The organism is Roseobacter sp. (genome assembly GCF_045106495.1).
In the GTDB taxonomy this organism is placed as follows: Bacteria; Pseudomonadota; Alphaproteobacteria; order Rhodobacterales; family Rhodobacteraceae; genus Roseobacter.
Map to the genome: position 1 here is coordinate 89,373 of NZ_JBGCEQ010000011.1, position 19,617 is coordinate 108,989.

Consider the following 19,617-nt stretch of genomic DNA (forward strand, 5'->3'; position numbering starts at 1 on the left):
GAACAGATGTCGATTCTTTCGAAACACAAGTTCATCGAAACCAATGCCACCTTGCTTTTGGTGCTCAGCTTTCTGGTGGTAACCATCGGCGGGTTGGTTCAGATTGTCCCACTCTTTTATCTGGAGAACACCATCGAGAAAGTGGAGGGCATGCGCCCTTACTCACCGTTGGAGCTCACAGGTCGCGACATCTACATCCGAGAAGGGTGTTATGTTTGTCACAGCCAGATGATCCGCCCGATGCGGGACGAAGTGGAGCGATACGGCCACTATTCTCTGGCGGCTGAATCCATGTACGATCACCCGTTCCAATGGGGCTCCAAACGCACAGGTCCCGATCTGGCACGCGTCGGGGGGCGGTATTCGGACGACTGGCACATCGACCACTTGCGTGATCCTCAGTCGGTTGTGCCGGAATCCATTATGCCGAAATACGGTTTCTTGGAACGCACATTGCTTGACGCGGATCATATCGACGAGTTGCTGGCAACCCATGCGCTGGTCGGGGTTCCCTATACCGACGAGATGATCGAAGCCGCTTATGCTGACTTCCGCGCGCAGGCTGACCCCGACAGCGACTATGACGAAATGTTGGAACGCTATCCGGGTGCACAGGTCCGCAACTTTGACGGCCAGCCGGGTGTGTCTGAGGCAGATGCATTGATCGCATACCTGCAGATGTTGGGTACTTTGGTTGATTTCTCGACTTTCACACCTGACGCAAGCCGATAGAGGAGCAAGAAATGGAAACCTATTCACTCCTGCGCGAATTCGCGGACAGCTGGATGTTACTTCTTTTGTTCTGCATTTTTGTCGGAATGGCCTTTTGGGTTTTTCGTCCCGGCAGTCGCAAGTTGCATCAGGACACCGCCAACATCCCCTTTAGAAACGATGACAGACCCGCCCCAAATCAGGAGGCATCAAAATGAGTAAAATACCCCCTAAACAAGAGGGTGACCCCAACACCACCGGCCATGTCTGGGACGGCATTGAGGAGTTCGACAACCCGATGCCGCGCTGGTGGCTCTGGACCTTCTACGCCACAATCATCTGGGGTGTTATCTATACAATCGCCTATCCGGCGTGGCCGCTCGTTTCTTCTGCCACTGCGGGTCTGTTGGGTTATTCTACACGGGCCGAAGTCGCTGCTGAAATTGCAGCCGTCGACGAGGCTAACGCAGGCATTAACACACAATTGGCGTCGGTTGAACTGACCGAGATCTCCGCCAACCCGGAGCTGAACGGCTACGCCGTTTCTGCAGGTGCTGCCGTGTTCCGCACTTGGTGCGTCCAGTGCCACGGCTCTGGTGCCGCTGGCTTTGTGGGGTATCCCAACCTTTTGGATGACGACTGGCTTTGGGGAGGGGACATCGAATCCATTCACACCACAATTGCGCATGGTATTCGCAACGAAGAGGACGATGATGCGCGGTATTCGGAAATGCCTGCTTTCGGCGAGATCCTGGAAAGCGAGGAAATTGCACAGGTCGTGAGCTACGTTCAGCAGCTTTCGGGCGCGGATGCCGATGTGACGTTGGCCGATCCTGGAGCCGAGGTTTTTGCAGATAACTGCTCTGCCTGTCACGGCGAAAACGGGATGGGTGATCGCGAGCAGGGGGCACCTAATCTCACAGACGCCATTTGGCTGTATGGTGGAGATGCGGAAGCCCTGACCGAGACCGTGACCTATAGCCGCTATGGCGTTATGCCACCTTGGTCACAGCGTCTGTCTGAGGCTCAGATACGTGCGGTGTCCATTTATGTGCACCAACTTGGCGGGGGGGAATAAACCCGCCTGCACCATTTTTTCAGTAGGGTGTCGTTGCAAGAAAGCCAGCGACGGCATCGTAATCAAATCGCAAGGACCGCCGTGACCGATCAAGCACCGCCTCCCAGCCTCTACGCTGCGCGTGAGCCGATTTTTCCACGACGTGTCTCTGGGCCGTTTCGAAACTTGAAATGGGTGATCCTCGCCGTCACGCTGGGTATCTATTATCTGGTGCCTTGGATCAGATGGGACCGTGGACCCAGCTTACCGGATCAGGCGGTTCTGCTGGATTTGGCCAATCGGCGGTTCTATTTCTTTTGGATCGAAATCTGGAGCCACGAGTTCTATTTCGTTGCCGGGTTGCTGATTATGGCGGGGTTGGGGCTGTTTTTGTTTACCTCCGCGCTGGGGCGTGTCTGGTGTGGCTATGCCTGTCCCCAAACGGTCTGGACGGATCTTTTCATTTTGGTCGAACGTTGGATCGAAGGGGATCGCAACGCGCGGCTGCGCCTTCACCGCCAGACCAAGATGGATGCGCGTAAACTGCGGTTGCGTATCACGAAATGGCTGAGCTGGTTGTTGATTGCGATTGCCACCGGTGGGGCGTGGGTATTCTACTTCGCGGATGCGCCGACCCTGTTTGTGGATATTTTTACCGGACAGGCTGCAGCGGTGGCCTACATCACGGTTGCAATTCTGACGGCAACAACCTTTGTGTTTGGCGGTTTCATGCGAGAGCAGATTTGCATCTATGCCTGCCCTTGGCCGCGCATTCAGGCGGCCATGATGGACGAAGACACCGTTACCGTGGCCTATCGCGAATGGCGGGGCGAGCCGCGCAAACACAGCGAAGAAGCCAAAACTGAGCCGATGGGCGACTGCATAGACTGTATGGCCTGCGTGAACGTTTGCCCCATGGGGATTGATATTCGCGACGGGCAACAGATGGAATGTATCACTTGTGCTCTGTGCATTGATGCCTGTGATGACGTGATGGATAGGATCGGGAAACCGAGAGGATTGATCGACTATATCGCCCTTTCGGACGAACCAAGTGAGCGCGAAGGCAAACCGGCGCGCTCTGCTTGGGTGCATGTCTTCCGACCCCGTACAATTCTATACACCGCCCTTTGGGGATCGGTCGGGATCGCCCTGATTGTGGCTCTTTTCATTCGCGCCGAGATTGAAATGACCGTTGCCGCAGTGCGTAACCCCACATTTGTGACATTGTCGGATGGGTCTATCCGCAACACATATGACATCCGCTTGCGCAACAAGAATGGCGAAGAACGGCTGTTCCGCATGTTTGTGAAGGGCGATCCTACCCTGCGCATTCAGCTCGAAGGCACGCCTTATGCATCTGTGACCGTCCCTGCGGATACATCCTTTTTGCAACGGGTATATCTGATCGCGCCTTCGGGATCAGATCCCGCAATGGCGGAACGCACCGAATTGCGGTTTTGGGTCGAAGACCTCACCAATGGGGACCGCGCGTATAAAGACAGCAGCTTCAGCGGCAAAGGAGAAGCGGAATGACCACAACAACGCGGGTTTTGACAGGTCGCCATGTGGCGATAATCTTTGTTTCTGCATTCAGCGTGATCATCGGCGTCAATTTGTTGCTGGCCTATAGCGCGGTTAGCACTTTCCCGGGACTGGAAGTGCGCAACTCTTATGTGGCCAGTCAGAATTTTGACGCAAACCGCACAGCACAGACCGCATTGGGCTGGTCGGTTCACGCAGAGGTGCAAGACGGCGAAGTGTACTTGTCGATCACAGATGCGGATGGCCAATCTGTGAAAGTTGCCGCGCTTGAGGCCACGCTGGGCCGTGCGACGCATGTGCGTGACGATCTGACGCCCGCTTTTGTGTTTGACGGCCAGCGCTATGTGGCACCAGCCCAATTGGCAGAAGGCAATTGGAACTTGCGCATGGTGGCGGAGGCCGAGAATGGAACATCCTTTCAGCAACGTGTCATTCTGCACGTGCCCAGAGGTGCCAAGTGACCAGTTTGACTACAAACGCGCCGGTTGCATGCCCCGGTTGCCTTGCAGCGCCAACTGAGGCTGCGGCAAACCCCGTGTCGGATGCTCGATTAATGCTGTCACTTCCGACGATCCATTGTCAGGCGTGTATTGCGAAAGTTGAAAGAGCCCTGAACGCACATTCAGGGATCAAACATGCGCGGGTGAATTTAACACTTAAGCGGGCCTATGTTGACGCCTCGCCAAACGTTACAGCAGCGGAATTGGTATCGCTGGTAGAAGCCGCCGGATTTGAGGTATATGAACTCGATCCCGACGCGTTGAACGATACGGCGACCCGTAAGGCTGGTCATGATCTGCTGATGCGTCTGGCCGTCGCCGGGTTTGCGTCGATGAATGTAATGTTGCTGTCTGTTGCGGTTTGGTCGGGTGCCGCTGACGCGACGCGCGACATGTTCCACTGGATTTCAGCAGCGATTGCGATCCCAGCGATTGCTTTTTCCGCCAAGCCTTTTTTCAGCAACGCTTGGTCCGCGTTGAAGGCAGGCCGCTTGAACATGGATGTACCTATCACACTGGCTATCTTGCTGGCCTTGGCGACATCTCTTTGGGAAACTTGGCTGTCGGGGCATCATGCCTATTTCGACGCAGCGCTAACCTTGACGTTTTTTCTATTGGCGGGTCGGTGGCTGGATGCGCGCGCGCGATCAGCAGCGCGATCCGCTGCTGAAGAGCTCACAGCACTGGAAGTACCGCGCGCATGGCGCATTGAAGAAGGTGCTGCCGTAGAGATATCCGTAGCGAACTTGCGTGTTGATGACCTGGTTTTGGTGCGTCCTGGAGGTAGGGTTCCCGTCGATGGCATCGTGACAGAAGGACGTTCGGAAGTAGATCGCGCTGTGCTAACAGGCGAGACGCTCCCAGAGACGCGCGGAATCGGCGATGTCATCAGCGCAGGTGAAGTAAACCTGACTGGCCCTTTGACGTTGCGCGCAACCGCTGTAGGTCGGGACACGTCCTTACACCGCATAGCGGCGCTTGTTTCAGTCGCGGAGAGTGGCCGGTCGCGATACACTTCACTGGCGGACCGCGCTGCGAAACTCTATGCCCCCGGCGTTCATATACTTTCTGCACTGGCGTTTTTGGGATGGTTGATTTGGTCCGGCGACATGCGTGTTTCGCTCAATATTGCCGCTGCGGTTCTCATCATCACCTGCCCCTGCGCCTTGGGGCTGGCAGTGCCAGCTGTAACCACGGCCGCTTCGGGGCGGCTCTTTTCAAGAGGATTGCTGATAAAGAACGCAACTGCGCTCGAACGCCTGGCGGAAGTTGATACAGTTGTCTTCGACAAGACGGGCACATTGACTACAGGCCAGCCAGTTTTGTCAAACTGGGAAGAGCTCACCGACGTGCAACAATCCGTGGCCTTTGCCTTGGCGGAAGGTTCGTCGCACCCGCTGTCCCGCGCCATAGCGAAAACGGCCAAATCCAAATCATGCAGGCCTGCGGTTTTGCGGGAACTCTTAGAGAGGCCCGGTTTCGGGACACAGGGTCACATCAACAAAAACGTGGTACGGCTTGGGCGGCCCGAATGGATCGGAACGAGTGCTGGCGATGATGGGATTTGCGCTGCATTGGATGCGGGTGATGGCGTGTTGACGACCTTGAAATTCGAGGATCAAGAACGGCCCGGAGCCGCAGAAACCATCGCGGCCTTGGAACGCCTGGGCACGCGTGTTTTGCTTTTGTCCGGCGACAGGCACCATTCAGTTGCGCGGTTTTCCTCCCGAATAGGGGTCACTGAGTGGCATGCGGATATGTTGCCAGATGAAAAAGCGGCGTTTGTGGCGGATTTAACAGAAAAGGGGTGTCGTGTTCTGATGGTGGGAGATGGCTTGAATGATACCGCAGCTTTGGCGACGGCACATGTATCAATCAGCCCTGCCCAGGCTCTGGATGCCGCCCGCGCCGCGTCGGATATGGTGTTATTGGGACAGGACCTGGCGCCGGTTGCCGAAGCCGTACTTGTGGCGCGTCAGGCGACCAAACGTATCAAGGAAAACTTCCGCATTGCCACGCTTTACAACGTTGTCGCTGTGCCTATGGCCATTGCGGGCATGGCCACCCCATTGATGGCTGCCCTTGCAATGTCGACTTCATCTATTACAGTTTCTCTGAACGCATTGCGTGTTAGAGGGCGTGGATGAACGTTCTTGCTTACCTTATCCCTATTTCCCTGATCTTGGGTGGATTGGGCCTCGCGGGGTTCCTCTATACACTCAAGTCTCGACAATATGATGATCCCGACGGTGACAGCCGCCGAATTCTAAGTGAAACATGGGACGATCAGCCTAAACCTTGAAAGGCCAGTGGTCATTACGACGACGGACCCACCATCATGCAGCTCATGTTGCGCGCGGCCAGTCGGCGGCATGCAAGATCGGCACTGTCGCGGGACATTCCCAGAAAATTGGCATCAAACCCACTTGGTTTTTTGACAACTTTTCGTAGAGTGCCTTCCAGTGTTGTCATCTCGGCCAACGCCGTGGTGACAAGGGCGCGTTCCGCTTTGTAGCGGCTTGGATAGCGACCGACGTTTACGCCCCATTGATGACCACCTGATGTCGACAAACGGGTCACCACCTCAGCTTCTTGGGCGTACACGGTCTCTTCTGGTTCGACTCGATCAGTTGGGCGCATAATCGGGCGAATAGTGGCAACAGGTGTGCCGGAAACAGATGTCGTTTTCGGTTGATTGGCTAAAGGTGTCGGCTCTGCGGGGGTTTGCTGCGCTTCAATCAGCGCGCTTGTAATGTCAGTAGATAGAACCCCACTTGTGCTAGCCTGAGCCGCACCGGTTGGTTCTTTACTTGGATCAGTGTCCTGCACAAGCGATGCCACCACCGCTGAGGCGTCAGCAATTGGTCTCAGGCGAGGGCGCATGCTTACACGGATAGGTTTGCTCGCGGCGGAAGCCGTTGTTGAACCGTGTCCCGGAGTATACGCCGGTTTGCGAGGTTTCTTTAGCGCAACACGAGATGGCGCACGCTTAAAGCCCATGTCGAGAAGCTCAGCTACTCGCTTATTCCGCGCGCTGGTGGATGTGCCGCCAAAGACGGTTGCAATAATCCGTTCATTGCCACGCTCTGCAGACGCCACAAGGTTAAATCCGGCGGCACGGGTGTAGCCTGTCTTGATGCCGTCTGCACCGCGATACGCGCCCAGCAACCGGCGATTGGTGTTCGACACGCTGCGCACGCCAGCATCAGTGGAACGGCGCGAGAACAAGTTGTAGTATTCAGGATAATCATAAAGCACATGTCGGCCCAAAATCGACATATCGCGTGCGGTCGACAAATGACCTGATTCTGTCAAACCATGGGCATTTTTGAACGTCGTTCGGGACATTCCCAGTGCTTTTGCAGTTCGCGTCATTCGGCGGGCAAAAGCGGCCTCTGACCCTTCCAAAGCTTCGCCGATGGCTGTAGCGGCATCGTTGGCGGATTTAACGGCGGCCGCACGGATCAGATAGCGAAAGGCAATACGCTGACCTGACTTCAAGCCCAGTTTGGAGGGCGGCTCTGAGGCGGCATGACGCGAGATCTTCACCTTCGTGTCCAGCGTAATCTCACCGCGTTCAATAGCTTGAAATGCAATATAGAGCGTCATCATTTTCGTGAGCGATGCAGGGTGCAGGCGGGTGTCCGCATTGCGCGAATGCAAAACTTTACCAGATCGGGCGTCCATGACGTATGCCGCGTAAGGGGCGGCGGCGGCGCTGAGCGGCAGAACCACCAAAAGCCAAAGCGCTGCAAGTAAAAATAGCCCGTAACGGGCCGGCATAGGGCGCCGAACCTTCATGATAACCTGCCTTATTTCTGCCTCATGCCGCCGATTTGCTCGACTGGCTACTTTATGTGGAGAGGCTAACACAAAAACCGTGTTCGATATAGCCTTTGTTTTAGGGTATTTGCGTTAACTTTCGGTAAAGCGAAACCTACATTTAGCGGTGTATTGGGGCAGGTCACCCAAAAGAGCTATTGTGGCAAAAATGTGCGAGATGTTCTCAGCCAAGTCAGCGAGTCAGCAACCTTCGATCTGGTGAATCAGCCGCGTTAAGCCACCCAGATTTGGCAAAACGTGATACTTGGGGTTTGACTTGGGCGGGGCTGCCTTTTCCAATTCCCATTCATGTCCGTGCGGGACGAACACACCCCAACCCCCGGCATCAATCATTGGCAGGACGTCTGACCGCATAGAGTTGCCAATCATCAGGCCATGCTCGGCACCATCACCATGGCGCGCAAAAATTTCCGCATATGCCTCTTGTGTCTTGTCAGATACGATTTCAACTGCATGAAACATGTCACCGAGACCTGATTGCGCCAGTTTGCGTTCCTGATCAAGCAAATCGCCTTTGGTGATCAAGATGATCCTATGCGTCTCGCGCGCGTTTTCCACGGCAGCCTTTGCGTGCGGCAGCAGATCGACCGGATGACACAACATATCGCGCCCGGCATCGAGAATTTCGGCAATGACACTGGCGGCAACATTTCCGTTTGTGACGTCAATGGCGGTCTCGATCATTGATAGGGTGAACCCCTTTACACCAAACCCATAGTGTCCAAGATTGCGGCGTTCGGCTTGCAACAATCGGTCCATCAGGTTCGCGTGGTCTGTATAGTCGGCCAATAGCGTTGCGAAATGCGCTTGCGTCATCTTGAAGATGCGTTCGTTGTGCCAAAGGGTGTCATCCGCATCAAAACCGATTGCTTTGAGCTTTTGCGCCATTCGACCCTCCCCCTTTTCTAAATGCTCAGACAGGTTATATAGAGCGCTCAACGACTCACCACGACAAAAAGCAGATCAGGAGCAGAAATGCACCGCGACGCATTCATGATGGCAGACCGTTCCGACGATGAGGGTGATACCTCAGTCCTGACCGCGACAAAGCCCAAAACCAAGCGCCCGCCGCTTTACAAGGTCTTGTTGCTCAATGACGACTTCACGCCCATGGAATTCGTCGTGCATGTGCTGGAGCGTTTTTTCGGTCTCAACCACGCGCAGGCTTTCGAGATCATGCTGACCGTACATAAAAAAGGCGTGGCAGTCGTCGGTGTGTTCAGCCATGAGATTGCTGAGACAAAAGTGGCGCAGGTGATGGATTTTGCGCGGCGCCATCAGCACCCGCTTCAATGCACCATGGAAAAAGAAGAATAGGCGCATGATCGATGCCCGATTGTCGCTAGCCCTCAACGGGGGCGGTTTGGCGTGGCCGGACGCGGGGCGCATCGCAGTTTGCCAACCGGCCGCAACCGCAGCGCTGAGCGGTGTTCCGAAAGATCGTGCGCATATATTGCAAGGTTTCAAGCCGGACCATGATGCCTGGAAGATCCGTGGCTATGAGACCGCTGCTGCGCCGGAATGTCGTTACGCAGCCGCCATTGTCTGTTTGCCACGTTCCAAAACCGAGGCACGTGCACTCATTGCCGAGATGATGCAATGCGTAGACGGACCAATTGTGATCGATGGCCAAAAGAACGAAGGTATCGACAGCATCTTGCGCGACATGCGCAAACGCTGCTTGGTCGCGGGGCCGGTCTCGAAATCTCATGGCAAATTGTTCTGGGTTGATGGCGCTGCTACGGAGAAATTCGCCGATTGGGAGGCCGGACCGTCACTTTCTACGGGCGGGTTCTGGACTGCGCCGGGTGTGTTTTCTGCCGACGCAATTGACCCCGCTTCAGCCTTGCTGGTTGATGCTCTCCCCAAAAAAATCGGCGAAACTGTTGTTGATTTGGGCGCGGGATGGGGTTTTTTGTCAGCGCATGTGCTGACGCGCCCGGGTATCGATGAAATGCATCTGGTCGAAGCCGGTCATATGGCTTTGGACTGTGCGCGCCACAATGTCACCGATCCACGTGCGCGGTTTCATTGGGCGGATGCAACAGAATGGAAGCCGGCGCAAAAAGTGGATACGGTTGTGATGAACCCTCCATTTCATACGTCTCGCGCGGCGGACCCGAGCCTTGGACAGGAATTCATGCGCGCGGCTGCTCGGATTTTGCATGCCCAAGGGCAGCTTTGGATGGTTGCCAACCGCCATCTGCCCTATGAAGCAACGCTGCAAACGCTTTTCACCAAAGTGGTCGAGATCGGCGCGGATCCACGCTTCAAGCTCTTTCATGCCAGTCGACCGCTTCGCAAACGTGCCTGAATCGGTCTAGTGTAGGTTTGGGCAAAAGGGGAAATCGATGTCTTTTTCAATAAATGGCAAGACTGCGATCATAACAGGTGCTGCAAACGGCATTGGCCTTGCCATCGCGCGTCAGTTTGCTGACCGAGGGGCCAACGTCATGTGCGCAGATATGGATGAGAAAAAACTGGTTGAGGAGTGGGGGAATCAGGAGGAGGACAGCAACGTTCGGTATTTTGCGGGCGACCTGCGGCAGCGTCTGACGATTGCAAATCTGGTTTCCGCAACGATTGATGCTTTTGAACGCGTGGATATACTGGTTAACGCGTCTCGTCAGGTAATCCCAACCGATGCATTGAATGTCGAAGACACGTCGGTGGCATTGCTGTTGGAGCAAAATCTAATGACATCCTTGCATTTGTCACAACAGGTTGCCAAGCGCATGATCAAACAGGGCGCGGATCAGCCAGAAGGGCAACTCGGGTCCATCATCAACTTGAGTTCCATTGCCTCAAGAAACACCCGGCCCGAGCTTATGGGCTACTCGATCGCGGCTGCGGCGCTGGATCAGATGACACGCTCTCTGGCTTTGGCGCTTGCACCGGAACGCATTCGTGTGAATGCCGTCGCATTCGGATCAGTGATGAGTGCCTCTTTGCGTGCGTCCATTATGGAAAACAGCGAATTGCGTGATGACATCCGGTCACAAACGCCATTGGGTCGCATCGCCGGGCCGACTGAAATCGCAGATTCTGTGCAGTTTCTCGCAGCTGACAGCTCTGCATTCATGACAGGTGAAATCGTTACCGTCGATGGTGGTCGCAGCTTGTTGGATGCGGTTTCAGCGCCTGTGCATTAGGATTTCGCTCTTTCCGCGTCACAAGATTCGGGTTTAGACAGGGTGTCAGCACAAAGTGACACATCGGATGATCTATGACCGGCAGTTTCGAACTTGAAAAAAACCGCGCTTCAACCTGGTTTCGTACCCTGCGCGATCAGATCGTCGCGAGCTTCGAAGATCTAGAGAAGGACCACTCATACGGCCCGCTTGCGGATGCAGCGCCCGGTGTGTTTGACGTGTCTGAGACTCAGCGCAGCAGCGAGGACGGCTCGGATGCCGGCGGTGGTTTGATGAGCGTCATGCGCGACGGTCGTGTATTCGAAAAAGTTGGAGTCAATATCTCAACGGTCTACGGGACGTTGGGCGAGCGGGCACAATTGGCAATGGCCGCACGCAAAGGCATCCCTGGCATGAAGAAAGATCCACGTTTTTGGGCATCGGGTATCAGTCTGGTTGCGCATATGCAGAACCCGCATGCCCCTGCCGTGCATATGAACACCCGTATGTTCTGGACCCCACATGCCTGGTGGTTTGGAGGTGGGTCCGATCTGAATCCTTGCATCGAATATGATGACGATACGGCGCATTTTCATGCCACTCAGAAAACGCACCTCGATCCCCACGGCGCAGATTTTTACCCGCGTTTGAAAGAGTGGGCCGATGAGTATTTTTTCATCCCGCATCGTAATCGAGCGCGCGGTGTCGGTGGCATTTTCATGGATGACCACTGCACAGGCGACTGGGGAAAAGATTTCAAGCTGACGCAGGATATTGGCAAGGCGTTTCTGCCTGCCTATGTTCCTCTGGTGCGCAAAAGACGCGAACAGGAGTGGTCAGACGCGGACAAGGAGGCCCAGCTTGTGCATCGCGGTCTCTATGCCGAATACAATCTGGTGTATGATCGTGGTACAAAGTTTGGTTTGGAAACAGGCCATGATGCGAATGCGGTTTTGATGAGCCTACCGCCGTTGGCAAAGTGGATTTAGGTCAACCGGTAGTGGGTCGCTTTTGGGGCGCCTAATGATCGTCTCAAGCACCGTGCCAGTCGAAGAACCCAGAGCCCGCTCGAGAAAGCAATTCTTCGGCAAGCTCTTTGCCCATGGCTGGTCCGTCCGATATCGGGCCCATGCGGGTGCCGCAAATTGCTCGTGAGCCGTCCGGACGCAACACTTCGCCACGCAAGCGCAACCTGTCGTCCTGAAGCTCAGCGAGCCCGGCGATGGGTGTTTCACAGGACCCATCTAAGGTGAGCAGGAAACTGCGCTCTGCGGCCAGACGCTGGCCCGTTTCGATGTGGTGAATGGCCGCAAGCAATTCAGCGGTGTTTTCATCCGCTTGGCGGCGCTCAATGCCAATAGCACCCTGGGCGACCGCAGGGAGCATTTCAGAGGGTTCAATCGGTGTCGCGGGTACATCCGACATGTGCAGGCGATTCAATCCTGCGGAGGCGAGAAAAGTGCATTCCGCGACCCCATCGCTGAGCTTTTTCAGGCGGGTTTGCACATTGCCGCGAAACTCGACGACTTGCAGATCCGGGCGACGGTTCAGCAACTGGGCTTTGCGACGCAGGCTCGATGTGCCGACCACGGCGCCGGCCGCCAGATCTTCGATGCTGGATAGATTTGGCGACACAAATGCATCCCGTACATCCTCACGGGGCAAATAGGTATCTAGAACCAAACCTTCTGGTTGCACGGTCGGCATGTCCTTCATCGAGTGAACCGCAATGTCAATTTTTCCTGACAGCAAGTCTTCTTCGATTTCGCGGGTGAAAAGACCTTTGCCACCGATGTCTTTTAGAGGACGATCCTGAATGGCATCTCCGGTCACTTTTATGATAACGACATCAAAACAATCCTCTGAAAGATCAGATGCTTGAGAGAGCCTACCACGTGTCTCATAGGCCTGCGCAAGGGCCAGAGGCGAGCCACGTGTGCCGATTTTCAGCGGGGATGCGGGAGAGGGAAGTTTCACTGTCATGGGTCTCTGTTTAAGCGCGTCAATTTATCCTGACAACCCGTCAGTCTCTTGACAACCGCTGCGCTGCGCCCGACCAACAGATCAGAAGAAAATGAGGACACCCATGGCCCCGACAAAAACGATTCTGCGCGCGCTTGCAGGCGAGACCCTTGCCACCCCGCCGATCTGGATGATGCGTCAGGCAGGTCGATATCTGCCGGAATACAAGGCGACACGGGCGCAAGCGGGGGATTTCCTTTCCTTATGCTACAATCCCGATCTTGCAGCGGAAGTTACGTTGCAACCGATACGTCGGTATGGATTCGATGCGGCGATCTTGTTTGCAGACATTTTACTTCTGCCTCAAGCGCTTGGGGCGGAACTTTGGTTTGTAACCGGTGAGGGGCCGCGCCTTTCAACGATCCAGAGCCAGGCAGACTTCGACAAGCTTGGACCGGTGGAAGACATTCATGAAACGCTGAACCCGATTTATGAAACAGTTCGTATCTTGCGCCGCGAATTGCCTGCTGAGACCACATTGATTGGTTTTGCAGGCGCACCCTGGACCGTGGCAACATATATGATTGCTGGCCAGGGCACTCCGGACCAGGGTCCGGCACACGCGCTGCGTCAGGAAAATAACGCGCTCTTTGAGGCTCTCTTGGCACGGATCACCGCAGGCACAATTGATTACCTGGCCGCGCAAATCGAAGCGGGCGCCGAGGTTGTCAAAATCTTCGATAGCTGGGCGGGGTCACTCAAAGGTGAAGCTTTCCAGAAATACGCGCTGGCGCCTGCGCGTGAGATCACCGCTGCATTGAAAGCGCGGTATCCACACATTCCGATTATCGGGTTTCCGCGAGAAGCAGGTGACAATTACATCGGATTTGCAAAAGCAACGGGTGTCGATTGCGTGGCGCTGGACAATTCAGTCAGTGCCGCATGGGCGGCGGAACATGTGCAGGTAGACGGATGCGTTCAGGGCAATTTGGCCAGCCGTCACATGGTAACCGGGGGTCAGGAGCTGGTTGATGAAACGCGCGCCATCGTGAAGGCCTTTTCAAAAGGACCCCACATTTTCAATCTGGGTCATGGTATTACGCCTGACGCTGATCCCGACAATGTGCAGCGCATGATTGACGCGGTGCGGCAGCAATAAACGCGCTTTCTGCCTTGACGGCACAGCGGGGCTGGCATAGTCCACGCTCCGATGGCGTTATAGCTCAGTTGGTTAGAGCGAACGACTCATAATCGTTAGGTCCCTGGTTCAAGTCCAGGTAACGCCACCACATTCAATTGCCGACAAGCATAATACACAAAGTCTTATAGAGCTGCGTCAGTCCCTGGGGGCGGCAATTCGGGTTGGTTGCCAATGCCAATGCAAGTGATTGCAGCGGTCGGCGTGTTGAGCGTGATCTGTCGCTTCAGCATCACGCCGTACGACAAAACAAGGATGGATCATACGATCCGACGGTTGGCGCTTTGCGTCTGGTTTATGAGTTGTTGCAGGCCAATACTACCTTCTCAACTTGCGGTGCGTAGAACCCTGATGCTCGTTTGTAAAAAAGGACCCAGGCGTATGTTGTTGTATCTGGCAGCATCGGGCGTTGCATACGAAATGCTTCGAACGTGGCCTGCGAACTTGAATCTGCAAATTGATTCTGTTCACCCGCCAAAAACTGGCGTTCGCGCTGCTTTTTGATAGATTGGTTCGCGATTTCGCTTCGAGGAAGTGACACACGACAACTGCTGCGACTGATTTAGTGGACCGCAAATCTGTGCCGTGGCTTGCCCCATTTGCATGATCAGTCCAAAGTCTCCCTGTGATCTTGGGGAGGATTCAGTGATCAGTACGACCGAAAATGCGGCCAGTTTTTTTGTCGATCGGCACGTCAAAGAAGGACGCGGGAGCAAGATTGCCTATCGCGAGGCTGTCACAGGACGCAGCCTGAGTTTCCAACAGATGGCAGACGGTTCCGGCGTTGTTGCGGGTGCTTTAATGCGGGCAGGTGTCCGCCCAGAAGAACGTGCGGCACTGCTCATGCTCGACACGATTGAATTTCCTCAGGTTTTTTTTGGCGCAATGAAATGCGGTGTTGTGCCCATTGCGATCAATACGCTGCTGGCGACGCCTGTATATGATGCGATTTTACGCGACTGCCGTGCAGTGGTTCTTTTTGTTTCTGCGCCGCTTTTGGAGATGGTCACGCCGATTCTGGCCGACAATCCCTATGTCCGCGAGGTCGTGGTCATCGGGCAAAGTGATATCGGCGACAGCCACAGCTTCGACAGTTTTGTACAAGGTGCAGATCTTCTGGCACCCTGCGCCGTCTCTGCAGATGAAACGGCATTTTGGCTGTATTCATCGGGCTCTACCGGGCAACCCAAAGGGGTTCAACACATACACTCCAGCCTTAAGGCCACTGCGGATACCTATGGGGCACATGTGTTGGGGCTAACGCACAAAGACGTGGTTTTCTCGGCGGCAAAGTTTTTCTTTGCCTATGGATTGGGGAATGCAATTACATTTCCTTTGGCCGTGGGAGCGACGACGATAATTTTTGCCGGAAGACCCACACCACAGGATATGATCGCAACTCTTAGTGCTGAAAAACCAACCGTATTTTGTGCTGTGCCCACGCTCTATGCGGCTATGGTAGCCGAAATGGATAAAACGGGTAAACCAGCGGCACCCTTGCGAAGGTGTATTTCTGCAGGCGAGGCTTTGCCTGAGGATGTGGGGCTGCGGTGGCAGAAGCATACTGACGTGGCGATCTTGGATGGAGTCGGCTCGACAGAGATGTTGCATATTTTTCTTAGCAATCGAGCAGATGATTTCGAATACGGGACCTCTGGAACGCCAGTTCCCGGCTATCGTGTTCGACTCGTGGATGAAGCGGGCGCTGATGTGGCCGATCACGAAATTGGCGAGATGTTGGTCGATGGGGCCTCTGCGGCGTCCGGTTATTGGAACCAGCGTGACAAAACCCGCACGACCTTCGAAGGGGTTTGGACATGGACGGGCGACAAATACGAACGTCGCGCTGACGGGCGGTATATCTACTGCGGACGCACTGACGACATGTTTAAGGTGTCGGGCATCTGGGTGTCACCTTTTGAAATAGAGCAGGCTCTTGCCAGCCACCCGACCGTCTTGGAAGCTGCAGTCGTCGCAGCACGCGATCCCGAAGAGTTGGAAAAGCCCAAAGCGTTCATTGTTTTGCAGGGAACCGAGACAGAGAATCTCCAAGCGGAACTGATCGAACACGTCAAGAACCGGGTCGGTAAATGGAAATACCCGCGTTGGATCGTGATCGTTGATGAATTACCTAAAACGGCCACTGGTAAGATTCAGCGATTTAAGCTGCGCGATGGGTCCGCGTGATGCCCTAAGGTTTCTGTAACGTGGGTGAGTTCTGATCTGGGCAACACGCTTTCATGCGCTGTGATCGCGCGCCTATGCGTTCAACCGGGAACCAGAAATGGATCCGAAGTTTGATCTAAATCAATGCGGGCTCAAAGCTCGACCATGTAACTGGTGTGCGTCACAACCAGTGGCCCTGATTTTCAAAGGAGACCGGAGAAATGAAGACAGAAGGATCCGAGACGCCGGCAGTACTTAAGCAAAACTGCCTCGGATGTACTGATTGTAACGGATTATGTCGCGACCTATGCGATCTCGCCTTACTGCCCGAATTTGTGTTGCGAAAATCTGCTGTCAATTCTTGACGAACTGTCCTCTCCGGCAAGAAACGGTACATGTCCAGGTCACAACTTCCATCCACTGTTTTGAAGAAGTGCAAAGTGTCCGGAAGAAAGAATGGAACACAGTATTCGCCGTCGCAGCGCGCGCTCAGTCGTTTTATCTTACCCAGGATTTCCAATGTCTTGAAGAAAAAGGTGTTTTTCTGACGCAGCTTTTCGATCGCAAAACATGATGTCAGTGCAGTTGCGTTGAAGGGAAGTTGCAAAGGCAGGAAGTGCGATTTTGGAGGAGATATGCGGCCAAACAAAAGCAGGTATTGATCAACTTGATGTCACCGGTATGCGTATACCGACCGAGAAACATTGCGCTTTTTCGGGATTCTGGGATTAACCCTGACTACAGGCGGAAAGCATACCGTAATGCCTTTTGTCCGACGCTCAAGATCACCGACTTTTACGTCCCGCGACACAGTGCAATTCGATGCGGCACACACTACCGCTGGCAGATGAGAACCATGGTCGCCAGCCCCCAAAGGGTCATTTGGTAGTGTGTATTTTGCGCGTCCTCGTGGCAGAACCAATAGCAAAAGTGGTTCCCGACAATCAGAAACCCGGACCATACGGCGGTAAAACTGGTCGCTCCGGCCAAAGCAAGAACACGACCCGTTTCAGCATTGGAAATGCCTGTAACGCTCAATAACAGAGCAATGGTACCAATCCATAAAAAAATACATGCGACTGCTTCAGCAAATACCACGACCTGGAACAGCAAGCGTTGTGTCCTTCGGTTGGATATGGCGCGATGGGCAACTTTTTTGAACTCTTCAGGGTACTCAGTGCGTAGCCGCGTCATGGCCAGCACTTCGGCGGTGTAGGTTTCATTGACAGAAGGGAACAGCAGGTTATCGCGTAGTCCCAATGTCAACCAAGCAGCGATAGCGCTTGTTGCGATCGTCTGAGCCACCAAAACTGCTGTTTCCATGTTAGATTTCGTTTGTTGAGGACAAAAAAAGGGCCGCGCTTTGCGCGACCCCAAGGCATATCAGACGGATTAGGTCCAAGCCATGCGGGCCGGGTGGTATTCGAAGGCGATGTGATGCCCGGCACCGATCAGCCCCTCTTTGGTGAAGTTATACAGCGATCGCCAATAGGGTTGGATTGTGACACCCTCCTCCTGAATCAACGCCTGCATGTCTTTCATCAATGCGCGGCGCTCGTCTACATCGGCAGTCGCGAGGGCGACATCCAGCATCTTGTCGAACTCAGCATTTGCCCATCCGAATTCGTTCCAGGCTTCGCCGGACCGATAGGCCAACGCCAAAATCTGGACGCCCAAGGGGCGGTGGTTCCAGTTTGTCGACGAGAACGGGTATTTGGTCCAATCGTTCCAAAACGTGGAGCCCGGTAGAATGGTACGTTTAACGTTTATACCTGCGTCGCGCAGTTGCGCCGCTACCGCGTCCGTCGTGTCCTTGCGCCAGGCATCGTCAATCGAAAAAAGCTCATGCTCATAGTCGCCCATGCCTGCTTCATCCATCAGCGCCTTGGCGGCTGCTGGGTCAACTTTGCGTGGTGGCAATTCAGCATAGTCAGGATGCATCGGACCGACGTGGTGGTTTTCCGCTTCAATGCCACGACCGCCATAGCCCAATTCCAAAAGTACGGCATTGTCGACGGCCATGGCAAGCGCCTGACGGACACGTTTGTCCTCGTAAGGCCTTACGCCATCTATTTCGGCCAATTGGTTCGGACGGATCACAATCGTAGCGGCTGTTGCTATCGAATTCTCCACCCAACCATCTAAAGTGGAGAAGATGTCGATGAAATCGCCCTCGATAGTATAAAGCGCATCGATTTCCTCGGCTTCTGCCGCAGCCACGAAAGCGGATGGGTCGGTGCCATAGTCGATGTATTCGAGACGGTCGATGTAGGGTCCACCAAAGATCTCTGTGCCCCACCACGTGTGTTCAGTATTTTTGACGAGAGCACTCTTTACACCCACCTCGAGCATTTCCGGCAAATACGGTCCTGTACCAATTGGATTGTCCAGCATTGTGTCGGCAACGAAGCCAGCTGGCGTTATGGCGGCTGGATAGTCGGCCATGCCTGCGATCAGAGAAATGTCCGGACGGGGTAACATCATTTTGACCGTATGGCTGTCGACAATTGTAATTGCGCCCTCCAGGGCCTGACCTGTCGCCTCGTCGATCAAAACACTGAAACGACCCGCCATTGAGTTGCCTTCCAACCCCTTGTCACACCAGCCGGTAATGTTACGCGCAACATCTTCGGCGGTAAACTCATCACCGTTGTTCCATGTGACACCCTTACGCACATTCAGGGTATATTCGGTCGCGTCATCATTGATTTCCCAGCTTTCCAACAAGGCTGGCGTGAACGTGCCGTCGTTTTCATAGATGACCAGATACTCCAGCCAACCTCTGGTGAAATTCGCGATTTGAGACCAGTCGTAGGTGCGCGGATCTTTCAGCGCGCGCACTTCTTGTTGCATGCGGACCGTGCCACCTTCCTGGTGGCCATCTGCTTGTGCGGGCTGCGCGAGGCCGATCATAGCGTAGGCCGTGGCTGCCGTTGCGCCAAACGCGCTTGCTGTGGCGAGAAACTCGCGGCGACTGACGGCATCCGTGCCCAGTTTCGCGGCAGACGCCACAATTGCCTTCGGCAGTGGTTTGCCGGTACGTGTCAAAAATGTCATTTTCTTCCTCTCTGTTGCTACGCGTCCAGATGGCGCGTGGTGCCGACTATTGGTTTCGGCTTAGGGGCGCAGTTTTTCTGCTTTCTCGTCGCTCTTTAGGAGACCCATGGAGTTTCAATCGTCGAGCGTTAGGCGTCAACCCTATGGCATGGTGTGACTTGTATGAGACCCAAGGGGACACGTTATCATATCATTTCGACCTTCATTAAAGCAGGCACGTAAACGTGTCGTAGTAGTTCGGGTCGACCAAACAATGCCAGATCAGAGATAGAAAATGACAGAATGAGACGCAATTCGGACTCTCTATGTCGTCTATACACCTTGATTTTCGGGCGGTTTGATTGCCGTAGGTTTGACTAATCTGGCTCGAAAGTGGTCGGCGAGGTTCCGCAAACTTTCGTTGAATTGGCAATTGTCAAAATGCGAAACCGGTTGATGAGCCAACTC

18 protein-coding genes and 1 tRNA gene are annotated in these 19,617 nt (G+C 54.5%); 14 read left to right on the forward strand and 5 right to left on the reverse strand.

Annotated features, from left to right (window positions below):
* The first annotated feature begins 6 nt into the window (after positions 1 to 6).
* The 7 genes from ccoO to ccoS all read left to right on the forward strand — a co-directional run bounded on the left by ccoO (position 7) and on the right by ccoS (position 6,115).
* On the forward strand, positions 7 to 732 hold the full coding sequence (ccoO, locus tag AB8B75_RS08925; RefSeq protein WP_405361514.1) for a cytochrome-c oxidase, cbb3-type subunit II: 726 nt from the start codon (positions 7 to 9) through the stop codon (positions 730 to 732).
* 11 nt (positions 733 to 743) lie between these two features.
* On the forward strand, positions 744 to 929 hold the full coding sequence (locus tag AB8B75_RS08930; protein ID WP_405361515.1) for a cbb3-type cytochrome c oxidase subunit 3: 186 nt from the start codon (positions 744 to 746) through the stop codon (positions 927 to 929).
* Positions 926 to 1,789 carry a cytochrome-c oxidase, cbb3-type subunit III gene (gene ccoP, locus AB8B75_RS08935; protein WP_405361517.1) on the forward strand — a complete coding sequence of 288 codons (864 nt, stop codon included), beginning with the start codon at positions 926 to 928 and terminating at the stop codon, positions 1,787 to 1,789. Before AB8B75_RS08930 ends, ccoP begins: the two co-directional genes overlap by 4 nt.
* An 81-nt stretch (positions 1,790 to 1,870) precedes the next feature.
* Complete coding sequence (gene ccoG / locus AB8B75_RS08940; RefSeq protein WP_405361518.1) at positions 1,871 to 3,304, forward strand: cytochrome c oxidase accessory protein CcoG; 1,434 nt, start codon at positions 1,871 to 1,873, stop codon at positions 3,302 to 3,304.
* Positions 3,301 to 3,774, forward strand: coding sequence for a FixH family protein (locus AB8B75_RS08945; RefSeq protein WP_405361520.1), 474 nt, complete (start codon positions 3,301 to 3,303; stop codon positions 3,772 to 3,774). The genes ccoG and AB8B75_RS08945 overlap by 4 nt, the downstream gene beginning before the upstream one ends.
* Positions 3,771 to 5,960 (forward strand): heavy metal translocating P-type ATPase, encoded by a 2,190-nt coding sequence (locus AB8B75_RS08950; protein ID WP_405361521.1) that lies wholly within the window; start codon positions 3,771 to 3,773, stop codon positions 5,958 to 5,960. Before AB8B75_RS08945 ends, AB8B75_RS08950 begins: the two co-directional genes overlap by 4 nt.
* Positions 5,957 to 6,115, forward strand: coding sequence for a cbb3-type cytochrome oxidase assembly protein CcoS (ccoS, locus tag AB8B75_RS08955; RefSeq protein WP_405361523.1), 159 nt, complete (start codon positions 5,957 to 5,959; stop codon positions 6,113 to 6,115). The genes AB8B75_RS08950 and ccoS overlap by 4 nt, the downstream gene beginning before the upstream one ends.
* 14 nt (positions 6,116 to 6,129) lie before the next feature.
* On the opposite strand, the gene AB8B75_RS08960 is transcribed toward ccoS, so the two are convergent.
* Entirely contained in the window at positions 6,130 to 7,614 is a 1,485-nt protein-coding gene (locus AB8B75_RS08960) for a serine hydrolase (protein ID WP_405361524.1), read from the reverse strand.
* Positions 7,615 to 7,836: 222 nt separating this feature from the next.
* Complete coding sequence (locus tag AB8B75_RS08965; RefSeq protein WP_405361526.1) at positions 7,837 to 8,544, reverse strand: HAD family hydrolase; 708 nt, start codon at positions 8,542 to 8,544, stop codon at positions 7,837 to 7,839.
* 87 nt (positions 8,545 to 8,631) lie between these two features.
* Here AB8B75_RS08965 and clpS point away from each other — a divergent pair, with 87 nt between their 5' ends.
* From clpS to hemF, 4 genes are all read left to right on the forward strand, one after another.
* On the forward strand, positions 8,632 to 8,973 hold the full coding sequence (gene clpS, locus AB8B75_RS08970) for an ATP-dependent Clp protease adapter ClpS (RefSeq protein WP_405361528.1): 342 nt from the start codon (positions 8,632 to 8,634) through the stop codon (positions 8,971 to 8,973).
* 4 nt (positions 8,974 to 8,977) lie between these two features.
* The gene (locus AB8B75_RS08975) at positions 8,978 to 9,970 is read left to right on the forward strand and encodes a class I SAM-dependent methyltransferase (RefSeq protein ID WP_405361530.1); all 993 of its coding nucleotides are present in this window, start codon (positions 8,978 to 8,980) and stop codon (positions 9,968 to 9,970) included.
* A 37-nt stretch (positions 9,971 to 10,007) separates the two neighbouring features.
* Positions 10,008 to 10,808 carry an SDR family NAD(P)-dependent oxidoreductase gene (locus AB8B75_RS08980; protein WP_405361532.1) on the forward strand — a complete coding sequence of 267 codons (801 nt, stop codon included), beginning with the start codon at positions 10,008 to 10,010 and terminating at the stop codon, positions 10,806 to 10,808.
* A 74-nt stretch (positions 10,809 to 10,882) separates the two neighbouring features.
* Positions 10,883 to 11,776 carry an oxygen-dependent coproporphyrinogen oxidase gene (gene hemF / locus AB8B75_RS08985; protein ID WP_405361534.1) on the forward strand — a complete coding sequence of 298 codons (894 nt, stop codon included), beginning with the start codon at positions 10,883 to 10,885 and terminating at the stop codon, positions 11,774 to 11,776.
* Between the two features lie 43 nt (positions 11,777 to 11,819).
* Here hemF and hemC read toward each other — a convergent pair whose 3' ends face one another.
* Complete coding sequence (gene hemC, locus AB8B75_RS08990; RefSeq protein WP_405361536.1) at positions 11,820 to 12,770, reverse strand: hydroxymethylbilane synthase; 951 nt, start codon at positions 12,768 to 12,770, stop codon at positions 11,820 to 11,822.
* 103 nt (positions 12,771 to 12,873) lie between these two features.
* Between hemC and hemE the strand changes: the two genes are divergently transcribed.
* The 3 genes from hemE (at position 12,874) to AB8B75_RS09005 (ending at position 16,134) form a co-directional block, all read left to right on the forward strand.
* Complete coding sequence (gene hemE, locus AB8B75_RS08995; RefSeq protein WP_405361538.1) at positions 12,874 to 13,908, forward strand: uroporphyrinogen decarboxylase; 1,035 nt, start codon at positions 12,874 to 12,876, stop codon at positions 13,906 to 13,908.
* A gap of 53 nt (positions 13,909 to 13,961) precedes the next feature.
* Positions 13,962 to 14,038: transfer RNA gene (locus tag AB8B75_RS09000), tRNA-Met, on the forward strand.
* A gap of 554 nt (positions 14,039 to 14,592) precedes the next feature.
* Entirely contained in the window at positions 14,593 to 16,134 is a 1,542-nt protein-coding gene (locus AB8B75_RS09005; protein WP_405361540.1) for a benzoate-CoA ligase family protein, read from the forward strand.
* Positions 16,135 to 16,947: 813 nt separating this feature from the next.
* On the opposite strand, the gene AB8B75_RS09010 is transcribed toward AB8B75_RS09005, so the two are convergent.
* A complete protein-coding gene (locus tag AB8B75_RS09010; protein WP_405361542.1) occupies positions 16,948 to 17,436 on the reverse strand; it encodes a DUF2165 family protein in 489 nt (162 codons plus the stop codon).
* 69 nt (positions 17,437 to 17,505) lie between these two features.
* Positions 17,506 to 19,170 carry an ABC transporter substrate-binding protein gene (locus tag AB8B75_RS09015; RefSeq protein ID WP_405361543.1) on the reverse strand — a complete coding sequence of 555 codons (1,665 nt, stop codon included), beginning with the start codon at positions 19,168 to 19,170 and terminating at the stop codon, positions 17,506 to 17,508.
* Between the last annotated feature and the right edge of the window lie 447 nt (positions 19,171 to 19,617).